General features: G+C 68.6%; 12 protein-coding genes and 1 pseudogene. 2 read left to right on the top strand and 11 right to left on the bottom strand.

The window, feature by feature from the left end; all coding sequences use genetic code 11:
• Nucleotides 1–846 (bottom strand): annotated as a pseudogene (locus HOV77_RS32425) (phosphoketolase); the annotation flags it as partial.
• 17 nt (nucleotides 847–863) lie between these two features.
• Here HOV77_RS32425 and HOV77_RS32420 point away from each other — a divergent pair.
• A complete protein-coding gene (locus tag HOV77_RS32420; RefSeq protein ID WP_290869448.1) occupies nucleotides 864–1,370 on the top strand; it encodes a DUF402 domain-containing protein in 507 nt (168 codons plus the stop codon).
• Entirely contained in the window at nucleotides 1,367–1,840 is a 474-nt protein-coding gene (locus HOV77_RS32415) for an HIT family protein (protein ID WP_290869445.1), read from the top strand. The genes HOV77_RS32420 and HOV77_RS32415 overlap by 4 nt, the downstream gene beginning before the upstream one ends.
• Nucleotides 1,841–2,084: 244 nt before the next feature.
• On the opposite strand, the gene HOV77_RS32410 is transcribed toward HOV77_RS32415, so the two are convergent.
• From HOV77_RS32410 to HOV77_RS32365, 10 genes are all read right to left on the bottom strand, one after another.
• The gene (locus tag HOV77_RS32410; RefSeq protein WP_363261358.1) at nucleotides 2,085–2,450 is read right to left on the bottom strand and encodes a metal-sulfur cluster assembly factor; all 366 of its coding nucleotides are present in this window, start codon (nucleotides 2,448–2,450) and stop codon (nucleotides 2,085–2,087) included.
• Complete coding sequence (gene sufU / locus HOV77_RS32405; RefSeq protein WP_290869442.1) at nucleotides 2,447–2,896, bottom strand: Fe-S cluster assembly sulfur transfer protein SufU; 450 nt, start codon at nucleotides 2,894–2,896, stop codon at nucleotides 2,447–2,449. Before sufU ends, HOV77_RS32410 begins: the two co-directional genes overlap by 4 nt.
• A gap of 2 nt (nucleotides 2,897–2,898) precedes the next feature.
• Nucleotides 2,899–4,206, bottom strand: a complete 1,308-nt coding sequence (locus HOV77_RS32400) for a cysteine desulfurase (protein ID WP_290869439.1) — start codon at nucleotides 4,204–4,206, stop codon at nucleotides 2,899–2,901.
• A gap of 9 nt (nucleotides 4,207–4,215) precedes the next feature.
• Nucleotides 4,216–5,001: a Fe-S cluster assembly ATPase SufC gene (gene sufC, locus HOV77_RS32395; RefSeq protein ID WP_290869437.1), complete on the bottom strand. Its 786-nt coding sequence runs from the start codon at nucleotides 4,999–5,001 to the stop codon at nucleotides 4,216–4,218.
• Nucleotides 4,998–5,330: a non-heme iron oxygenase ferredoxin subunit gene (locus tag HOV77_RS32390; protein ID WP_290869434.1), complete on the bottom strand. Its 333-nt coding sequence runs from the start codon at nucleotides 5,328–5,330 to the stop codon at nucleotides 4,998–5,000. The genes sufC and HOV77_RS32390 overlap by 4 nt, the downstream gene beginning before the upstream one ends.
• Nucleotides 5,327–6,478, bottom strand: coding sequence for a Fe-S cluster assembly protein SufD (sufD, locus tag HOV77_RS32385; RefSeq protein WP_290869432.1), 1,152 nt, complete (start codon nucleotides 6,476–6,478; stop codon nucleotides 5,327–5,329). The genes HOV77_RS32390 and sufD overlap by 4 nt, the downstream gene beginning before the upstream one ends.
• Entirely contained in the window at nucleotides 6,478–7,893 is a 1,416-nt protein-coding gene (gene sufB, locus HOV77_RS32380; protein WP_290869429.1) for a Fe-S cluster assembly protein SufB, read from the bottom strand. The genes sufD and sufB overlap by 1 nt, the downstream gene beginning before the upstream one ends.
• Complete coding sequence (locus HOV77_RS32375; protein ID WP_290869460.1) at nucleotides 7,893–8,591, bottom strand: ArsR family transcriptional regulator; 699 nt, start codon at nucleotides 8,589–8,591, stop codon at nucleotides 7,893–7,895. The genes sufB and HOV77_RS32375 overlap by 1 nt, the downstream gene beginning before the upstream one ends.
• A gap of 102 nt (nucleotides 8,592–8,693) precedes the next feature.
• On the bottom strand, nucleotides 8,694–9,440 hold the full coding sequence (locus HOV77_RS32370) for an amino acid ABC transporter ATP-binding protein (protein ID WP_290869426.1): 747 nt from the start codon (nucleotides 9,438–9,440) through the stop codon (nucleotides 8,694–8,696).
• Nucleotides 9,437–10,240 (bottom strand): amino acid ABC transporter permease, encoded by an 804-nt coding sequence (locus HOV77_RS32365; protein ID WP_290869457.1) that lies wholly within the window; start codon nucleotides 10,238–10,240, stop codon nucleotides 9,437–9,439. Before HOV77_RS32365 ends, HOV77_RS32370 begins: the two co-directional genes overlap by 4 nt.
• Nucleotides 10,241–10,267 lie beyond the last annotated feature (27 nt).

Genomic DNA, 10,267 nt, shown 5'->3' with positions numbered 1-10,267 from the left:
CGGCGTACGCAGAACGATCATCGGCCACCGCGGCCGGCTGCCGTCCTCCCCCTTTCTCGCCCGCTGCTGGAGGCGCGAAATCTCGTCCAACGCGCCATCGAGCGCCTGGGCGAGGTCGTGATGAACCTGGACTGGATCGTCCCCGGCCACGATGACCGGCCGGTAGCCGAACCCGTGCATGACCTGCAGCAGGTCCTCTTCCGGAATCCGGGCGAACAACGTCGGGTTGGCGATCTTGTACCCGTTCAAGTGGAGGATCGGCAGGACCGCCCCGTCCGTCACGGGATCGCAGAACATGTTCCCCAGCCAGGAGGCCGCCAGCGGGCCGGTCTCCGCCTCGCCGTCGCCCACGACGCACGCCACCACCAGGTCGGGATTGTCGAACACCGCCCCGTACGCGTGCATCAGCGAATAGCCGAGCTCGCCGCCCTCATGGATCGACCCGGGGACCTCGGGCGCGGCGTGACTGGGAATGCCGCCGGGGAACGAGAACTGCCGGAACAGCCGGGCCATCCCGGCCTCGTTCGGCCCGACTGCCGGATAGAGCTCGCTGTAGGTGCCCTCCAGCCAGGTGTTCGCCACCATGGCCGGGCCGCCGTGGCCCGGGCCGGCGATGAACAGCGCGTCGAGGTCGCGGGCTATGATCGCCCGGTTGAAGTGCGCCCACACCAGGTTGAGCCCGGGACTGGTCCCCCAGTGCCCCAGCAGCCGGGGCTTGATGTGCTCGGCCGTCAACGGCTCCCGGAGCAACGGATTGCCCATGAGGTAGATCTGCCCGACGGTCAGATAATTGGCCGCTCGCCACCAGGCGTCGACGGTGTCCAGCGTCTCATCGTCCAGGTACACCCTCTACGGTGGCCCATGTGGGTGACATCCGGGTGCTGTATCGCAAATTCGACGGCCGCCTGCACTGGCAGACGACCCTGCGCCGGCTGGGCGAGGACGAGCACGGCGTCTGGCTGGGCTCCCCGCCGGGCGGCGCGTGGCGGCGCGAAGGCGGCCCCTGGGTCACCGTCCACGGACCCCGGCTCATGGTCGCCCCCCGCGACCGGTGGTGGACCGCCCGGTTCAACAGCGAGTCGGACTCGCGGACCGCCGTCTACTGCGACGTCACCGCGGTTCCCGAGTGGACTGCGCCCGACGAGTTGACCATCGTCGACCTGGACCTCGACGTCATCCGGCTGCATACCACCGGTGAGGTGTCGCTGCTCGACGAGGACGAGTTCGCTCTGCACGCCGCGCTCTTCGGGTACCCGCCGCCGGTCGTTTCTTCCGCCCGAGCGTCGGCTTCGTGGCTTTTGTCGGCTGTCGCGAACTTCAACGAGCCCTTCAACACAGTCCCCGACCAGTACCTCAGAATGCTCGGATGATCTTCGACGCGGCTGCTTATGAAGAACGGGTACGCGCGGGCTGCTTCGTATGCGCCTTCTTGACCGGCGAACCCGGCTACGAGCACGAGCTGCTCTACGACGACGGGGACCACGTCGCCTTCCTCAGTCGCTACCCCACGCTGCCCGGCTACGCCCTCGTCGTACCGCGCCGCCACGTCACCGACGTCATCCGGGACCTCAGCTCTTCGGAATACCTCGGCCTTCAGGCGGTCGTGCATCGGGTGGCGCGCGCGCTCACCTCAGTCGTCCCAACCGAGCGGACTTACGTGCTCTCCCTCGGCAGTATGCAGGGCAACGCGCATGTGCACTGGCACGTCGCGCCGCTTCCCCCGGGAGTGCCGTACGCGCAGCAGCAGTATCACGCTTTGATGCACGAGAACGGCGTTCTCTCGCAGTCTCCCGCGGAGATCGGCGCTCTCGGGGCCGCCATTCGGCAGGCGCTCGCCTAGCGGCTCACGCCCCGCGCGGCTCGCTAGCGGCGCGCGCTGATCGCTGCGCTCGCGGCGCGCTGCGCTCGCTGATCTTGAATAGAAAACGCTGCCAGGGCGACGTATTCGGTTCAAGATCACCCCGACTGACGGCCGAGATCACGGCGCCGAAAATGATCTAGGCGAGAAACGGCTGCCTGGGCAACCATTTCTCGCCTAGATCAACGCGCGAACCGCGCGAACCGCGCGAACCGCGCAAACCGCGTCAGACGTTGAAGCCGAGCGCCCGCAGCTGATCCCGGCCCTCATCGGTGATCTTGTCGGGACCCCACGGCGGCAGCCACACCCAGTTGATGCGGATGTCGGACGCCAGCCCACCACCGGGACCGCCGCAGATGGCCGACCGCGCCTGGTCCTCGATGACGTCGGTCAGCGGGCAGGCCGCCGAGGTCAGCGTCATGTCGAGGGTGACGACGTTGTCGTCGTCGACGTGGACGCCGTAGATCAGGCCGAGGTCGACGACGTTGATGCCCAGCTCGGGGTCGACGACGTCCTTCATCGCCTCCTCGACCTCGGCCTCGGTCGCCTTCGAGACTGCCGACGGCGCAGCAGCGACAGTGTCTTCGCTCATGACGGAACCTCCATCGCGCCGGCCCGCGCCAGCGCGTCCTTGAACGCCATCCAGGAAAGCAGCGCGCATTTGACCCGCGCCGGATACTTCGCCACCCCGGCGAACGCCACCGCGTCGCCGAGGACCGACTCGTCGGGCTCGATCTGGCCCTTGCTCTGCATCAGCTCCACGAACGTCTCGTGCACCTTCAGCGCGTCGCCCACGGAAGTCCCCGTGAGCAGCTCGTGCAGGATGCTCGCCGAGGCCTGGCTGATCGAGCAGCCCTGGCCCTCCCACGAGACGTCGGCGATCTTGCCGTCGTCGGCGTGCACCCGCAGGGTGATCTCGTCACCGCAGGTGGGGTTCACGTGATGGGTCTCAGCCTCGTAGGGATCACGGAGCCCCCGGCCGAGCGGGCGCTTGTAGTGATCGAGAATGATCTCTTGGTAGAGCTGATCGAGCTGCATGGCTACGCGAACACCTTCCGGACCTGGGCAAGGCCGCGCACGAGGGCGTCGACCTCGCCGGTCGTCGTGTAGAGGTAGAAGGAGGCGCGGGTCATCGCTGCGACGCCGAAGCGTACGCAGGTCGGCCGGGCGCAGTGGTGACCGACCCGGACCTGCACACCGAGGCTGTCGAGCACCTGGCCGACGTCGTGCGGGTGGATCGGGGTGCCGTCGTCGGCCGCCAGCGAGAACGAGATCGTCCCGCCCCGGCCGACCGGCACCGTGGGGCCGAATACGTGCAGTCCGGGCACCGTCGCCAGAGCGTCGAGGGCGTACGCCGTGAGCTCCTTCTCGTGCCACTGGATCGCCTCCATGCCGACACCCTGGAGGTAGCGGACGGCGGCGGCCAGCCCGACGGCCTCGGCGATCGGCGGGGTGCCCGCCTCGAACCGGGCCGGCGGCGGTGCGTACGTGGTGCGCGGCATGGTCACCGTCTCCACCATGGAACCACCGCCGAGGAACGGAGGCATGGCCTCCAGCAGCTCGTAGCGGCCCCACAGGACGCCGATCCCGGTCGGCCCGAGCATCTTGTGCCCGGTGAAGGCGATGAAGTCCACGCCGTAGTCGACGACGTCGAACGGCAGGTGCGGCACGGACTGCGAGCAGTCGAGCAGCACCAGCGCGCCGACCTCCTTGGCCCGCTTGGTGATGCGGGAGGTCGCGTTGATCGTGCCGAGGATGTTCGAGTAGTGGACGAGCGAGACGATCTTGGTACGCTCGGTGACCAGTTCGTCCAGGTTGGACTCGTCGAGCCGGCCCTGATCGGTCACGCCGAACCACTTCAGCGTCGCGCCGGTCCGCTCGCAGAGCAGCTGCCACGGCACGAGGTTGGAGTGGTGCTCCATCTCGCTGATGACGATCTCGTCGCCCGGCCCCAGCCGGAAGCGCGGATCGGCCGCAGTCCCACTGAACGCGTGCGCGACGAGGTTGATCGCCTCGGTGGAGTTCTTCGTGAAGACGATCTCGTCGGCCCGCGGCGCTCCGATGAACTCCGCGACCGTCGCCCGGGCGCCCTCGTACGCCTCCGTCGCCTCGCTGCCGAGCGTGTAGATCGCCCGCGACACGTTGGCGTTGTGGTGGAAGTAGTGGTCCACCATCGCCTCCACCACCTGACGCGGCTTCTGCGAGGTGTTGCCGGAGTCGAGGTACACCATCGGGTGCCCGTTGATCGTGCGCGACAGGATCGGGAAGTCCGCCCGGATCGCCTCGACGTCCAGGCGCGGCTTCTCCACGTACTGCGGCATCCCCTCAGGAATGGTGATCACCGACATGACGCCTCCTCAGGCCGCCGTTGCCACGCCGGGCTGCTGAACGTCTGCGACGTAGTGCTCGTAGCCTTCGGCTTCCAGCTTCTCGGCGAGCTCGGGGCCGCCCTCCTCGACGATCTTCCCGGCGACGAAGACGTGCACGAAGTCGGGCTTGATGTAGCGGAGGATCCGCGTGTAGTGCGTGATCAGCAGCGTGCCGATGCCGGTCGTCTCCTTGACCCGGTTGACGCCCTCGCTGACCACCCGCAGCGCGTCGACGTCGAGGCCGGAGTCGGTCTCGTCGAGGATCGCGATCTTCGGCTTGAGCAGCTCCAGCTGCACGATCTCGTGCCGCTTCTTCTCGCCGCCCGAGAAGCCCTCGTTCACGTTGCGCTGCGCGAACGCCGGGTCCATGCCCAGGCGCTCCATCGCGCCCTTCAGGTCCGCGCCCCACGTGCGCAGCTTCGGGGCCTCACCGTCGATGGCGGTCTTGGCGGTACGCAGGAAGTTGGCGACCGAGACGCCGGGGACCTCGACGGGGTACTGCATCGCGAGGAAGAGCCCGGCCCGGGCGCGCTCGTCCACCGTCATGGCCAGCACGTCCTGCCCGTCGAGGGTGACCGTGCCGCCGGTGATCTCGTACTTCGGGTGCCCGGCGATCGAGTACGCCAGCGTCGACTTGCCCGAACCGTTGGGGCCCATGATGGCGTGGGTCTCGCCCGACCGGACGGTCAGGGTGACGCCCGCGAGGATCGGCTTCAGCTCGCCCTCGGGCAGCTTGACCGACACCTGCAGGTCACGGATCTCCAGAACACTCATGGGGTAACTCCATTGCTCGACGTCAGGCCGACGTAGACAGAACCGTCGCGGACTTCGACGGGGTAGACGGGAACGGGTTCGGTCGCGGGCAGCCCGGTCGGCTCTCCGGTCCGAAGGTCGAAACGCGAGCCGTGCAGCCAGCATTCCAGGGTGCAGCCGTCGACCTCGCCGTCGGACAGCGGGATCGAGGCGTGCGAGCACTCGTCGTGGATCGCGTAGAACTGGTCGTCCTCCGCGTGCACGATCGCGATGTCGACGCCCTCGACCTCGACGTGCAGGGCCGAGCCCTTGGCGACGTCGTCGGTCGAACAGGCCGGAAGGAAGCTCATGCCGAGGCCCCCTGTAGGCGCGCCTCGATCACGTCCCCGAGCCGGTCGTGCAGCTCCGGCACCGGGATCTTCGCCAGCAGCTCGGCGAAGAAGCCACGGACGACGAGCTTGCGCGCCTCGTCCTCGGGGATGCCCCGGGCCATCAGGTAGAAAAGGTGCTCGTCGTCGAACCGGCCGGTGGCGCTGGCGTGACCGGCCCCGGCCACCTCGCCGGTCTCGATCTCCAGGTTCGGCACCGAGTCGGCCCGTGCGCCGTCGGACAGCAGCAGGTTCCGGTTGATCTCGTAGGTGTCGGTGCCGGTCGCCTCGGCCCGGATGAGCACGTCGCCGACCCACACCGTGTGCGCCTGCTCACCCTGGAGCGCGCCCCGGTAACCCACGTACGAGCGGCAGTCCGGCACGGCGTGGTCAACGAGCAGGCGGTGCTCGAGGTGCTGGCCTTCGGTCGCGAAGTACAGACCGTAAGCGCTCATGTCGCCACCGCGATCGGCGTACTCGACCGAGGTGTACTGGCGGACGAGGTCGCCGCCCAGCGAAACCTGCACGTGCAGCACCTTGGCGTCGCGGCCGAGCCGGAACTTCAGGTGCTGCGCCTGGACGGCGTCCCGGGCCCAGTCGGCGACGGTGACGAGGGTCAGGTGCGCGCCGGAGCCGACCGAGATCTCGACGTTGTCGGCCAGCGTGGCGCTGCCGGTGTGCTCCAGGATCAGGGTCGCCTCGGCGAGCGCGCCGATCTCGACGAAGGTGTGCCCGTACGCGATCCCCTCCGCGCCGCCGCCGACGAGGCGTACCTGGATCGGCTCAGCCGGCGTGGCCTCGTTCGCCACCTTGATCAGCGTCGCGTTCTCGAAGCCCGCGTACGCGAGCGCGCTGATCCGGTCGAACGGCGTGAGCACGCTGCCGAGCCGGGCGTCGTCGCGGCCGACGGAGGTCACGGTGACCCCGGCCGGCAGCGTCGGGAGCTCGTACTTCGGCGCCGCCCCGGTGGCGGCCGGCACCGTCTCGGTGGCCAGGCCGCGCAGCCGCTTCAGCGGGGTGAACCGCCACTCCTCCTCCAGCCCCGTGAGGGCCGGGAAGTCCGCGACGTCGTAGGAGCGCAGCGCTTGCGACTTCGTCTTCGGCGGTGCGCTGTTCGCGAGGGTCGTCATCAGCCGACGGCACCTTCCATCTGCAGTTCGATCAGGCGGTTCAGTTCCAGGGCGTACTCCATCGGGAGCTCCTTGGCGATCGGCTCGATGAAGCCGCGCACGATCATCGCCATGGCCTCGTCCTCGGACATGCCCCGGCTCATCAGGTAGAAGAGCTGGTCCTCGCTGACCTTGGAGACGGTGGCCTCGTGCCCCATCGCCACGTCGTCCTCGCGGATGTCGACGTAGGGGTAGGTGTCCGACCGGGAGATCGTGTCGACCAGCAGCGCGTCGCACTTGACCGTGGACTTGCTGTGGCTGGAGCCCTCGAGCACCTGGACGAGACCGCGGTAGGAGGTGCGGCCGCCGCCCCGGGCGATCGACTTGGAGACGATGGTCGAGCTGGTGTGCGGCGCGGCGTGCACCATCTTCGCGCCGGCGTCCTGGTGCTGGCCCTCACCGGCCATCGCGACGCTGAGCACCTCGCCCTTGGCGTGCTCGCCGACCATGTAGACGGCCGGGTACTTCATCGTGACCTTGGAACCGATGTTGCCGTCGATCCACTCCATGGTCGCGCCCTCGTGCGCCACGGCGCGCTTGGTGACCAGGTTGTAGACGTTGTTCGACCAGTTCTGGATCGTGGTGTAGCGGCAGCGGCCGCCCTTCTTCACGATGATCTCGACGACCGCGCTGTGCAGCGAGTCCGACGAGTAGATCGGCGCGGTGCAGCCCTCGACATAGTGGACGTACGCGTCCTCGTCCACGATGATCAGGGTCCGCTCGAACTGGCCCATGTTCTCGGTGTTGATCCGGAAGTACGCCTGGAGCGGGATCTCGACGTGCACGCCCTTCGGGACGTAGATGAACGAGCCGCCGGACCAGACCGACGTGTTGAGCGCCGCGAACTTGTTGTCCCCGACCGGGATCACCGTGCCGAAGTACTCCTGGAACAGCTCCGGGTGCTCCTTGAGGCCGGTGTCGGTGTCGAGGAAGATGACGCCCTGCTCCTCGAGGTCCTCGCGGATCTTGTGGTAGACCACCTCGGACTCGTACTGCGCCGCGACACCGGCGACGAGGCGCTGCTTCTCCGCCTCGGGGATGCCCAGCTTGTCGTAGGTGTTCTTGATGTCCTCGGGCAGCTCGTCCCAGCTCGCCGCCTGCTTCTCGGTCGAGCGGACGAAGTACTTGATGTTGTCGAAGTCGATCGTCGACAGATCCGCGCCCCACGACGGCATCGGCTTACGGCCGAACAGCCGCAGGCCCTTCAGCCGGAGGTCGAGCATCCACTCGGGCTCGTTCTTCTTCGCCGAGATGTCGCGTACGACGGCCTCGTTCAGGCCGCGCTGCGCCGACGCGCCGGCGACGTCGGAGTCGGCCCAGCCGTACTCGTACTTCCCCAGGGCAGCAAGATGCTCTTCCTGCGTGATCTCGGTCATCAGTTATCCCTCACCGTGACTTGGTGTAGTTGTCCAGGGATGTGGGTCGTACAGACCCCGTCCCCGTGGGCGATCGTCGCCAGACGCTGCACGTGCGAGCCGACCAAGCGGGCGATCACCTGGGTCTCGGCCTCGCAGAGCTGCGGGAACTCGGCGGCGACGTGCGCCACCGGGCAGTGGTGCTGGCACAGTTGGCCACCGCTGGCGATCACGGAGGCGCTGGCAGCGTATCCCTCGGCGGTGAGCGCTTGAGCCAGCGCTTCCGCCCGGGCCAGCGGGTCGTCGCCCGCCGACGTCATGGCCTCGCGGCAGCGGGCCTCCAACTGTGCGACCTGTGCGCGGGCGAACTCGGCGACCCCGGAGTCGCCGTTCTGCGCGGCGATCCAGCGCAGGGCGGCCGAGGCCAGGTCGTCGTAGGTGTGCCCGCCCAGGCCCTCGCGCCCCTCGCGGGTCAGCGAGAAGATCTTCGCGGGCCGGCCCCGGCCCTTCGCGGGCTGGTCGCGGCCGATCACCAGGCCGTCACAGACCAGTGCGTCGAGGTGGCGGCGGATCGCGGCGGGCTTCAGCCCGAGCGCGTCGCCCAGCTGAGCCGCCGTGGCGCCGCCGAGTCCCAGCAACTCCAGCACCCGGTCGCGGGTACGCCGATCAGCGCCCTCCGCCGGGGCGTACTGGAGCCCAGAAGATCGGGCCGCGGCGATTTCCACTACACCAGTGTGACTTATTTACGCTGGGGTGCGCAAACCGCGCTTCCGGTGATCCACAGCACCGAAAGTTAGCCTACCCTATGCTCCGATTGTCCGTTACAGCCGGCCGGCTTCCACGATGCGCCGGAGGAACTGCTGCGTACGGGGTTGCTGGGGAGCGCCAAAGACCTGCTCGGGCGGACCCTGCTCCAGCACGCGCCCGCCGTCGAGGAAGACCACCCGATCGGCGACCTGCCGGGCGAAGCCCATCTCGTGGGTGGCCAGGACCATGGTCATCCCCTCGCCCTTCAGCTCGCGGATCATGGTCAGCACCTCCCCGACCAGCTCCGGGTCCAACGCCGAGGTCACCTCGTCGAGCAACAGCAGGCGCGGCGAGTTCACCAGCGCGCGGACGATCGCGACTCGCTGCTGCTGCCCGCCGGACAGCCGATCGGGGTACTCCCCCGCCTTGTCCGCCAGACCCACCCGGCCCAGCCAGGCCATCGCCTGCTCACGCGCCTCGGTGCGGGCGCGGCGATGCACGCGGGTCGGCGCGAGCGTGATGTTGTCCAGCACCGTCATGTGCGGAAACAAGTTGTACGCCTGAAAGACGATCCCGATCTTGCGGCGTACGCCGTCGGGGTCGACCCGGGGATCGGTGATGTGCTCTCCGTCGAGGTGGATCAGGCCGTCGTCGATCTGCTCCAGCAGGTTCACGCAGCGCAGCAGGGTCGACTTGCCCGAACCGGAAGCGCCGATGAGCGCGACGACCTCGTGCTCGGCGACGTCCAGGGTGAGGTCGTCGAGCACGAGATTGCCGCGGAAGGATTTGCGCAGGTTCTCGCAGCGCAGCACGGGCGTCATCCGCGCGCTCCCTGGCGGCGGGCGGCCCGCAGGGTCACCCAGTCGGTCACGCCGATCAACGGCAGGGCGAGCAGCACGAAGAGCACTCCGGCGACGATGTACGGGGTGAAGTTGTAGGTCTCCGCGACCTGGATCTGCGCCGCGCGTACGGCGTCGATCGGGCCGGCGAGCGACACCAGGCCGACGTCCTTCTGCAGGGCGACGGTGTCGTTGAGCAGCGGCGGGGCCACCCGGCGGACCGCCTGCGGCAGGACGACGTGCCGCATCGCCTGCCGGTACGTCAGACCCAGCGACCGGGCCGCCGCGATCTGGCTCGGATGGATGGACTCGATCCCGGCCCGGAACACCTCGGCCAGGTACGCCCCATAGGTGATGACCAGCGCGACGCCACCGAGCACCAATGTCGACGGCATGCCCTGCAAGCGCAGTCCGGGCACCCCGAGCGTCATGACGTACAGCACGATGATCAGCGGTACGCCCCGGAAGGCGTACGTGTAACCGGTGGCGATGGCACGGACCGGGAAGGCGACCGGACCCCGCAGCGTACGCAGAATCGCGACGACGAGGCCGACCGCGAGGGCCCCGATCGCGCAGAAGACGAGCAGTTCGAGGTTGAGGACCAGGCCGTGGAGGATCTCCGGCAGGGATTCCTTGGCCACGTCCCAGTCGAGGAACGACGCCTTGACACGATCCCAGCCCGGAGCGCCGGTCACCGCGACGGTGAGCAGCACTCCGACGACGGCCGTGGAGACCGCGGCGATCAGCACGGAGAAGATCGCCCGGCGGCGGCGGTACGCCATCCGCCCGCGTTCGACCGCACTGGGCTG

Source organism: Hamadaea sp. (assembly GCF_013362815.1).
In the GTDB taxonomy this organism is placed as follows: Bacteria; Actinomycetota; Actinomycetes; order Mycobacteriales; family Micromonosporaceae; genus Hamadaea.
Note: the sequence above shows the minus strand (reverse complement) of the source record. Positions and strands in the feature narration are given on the sequence as shown.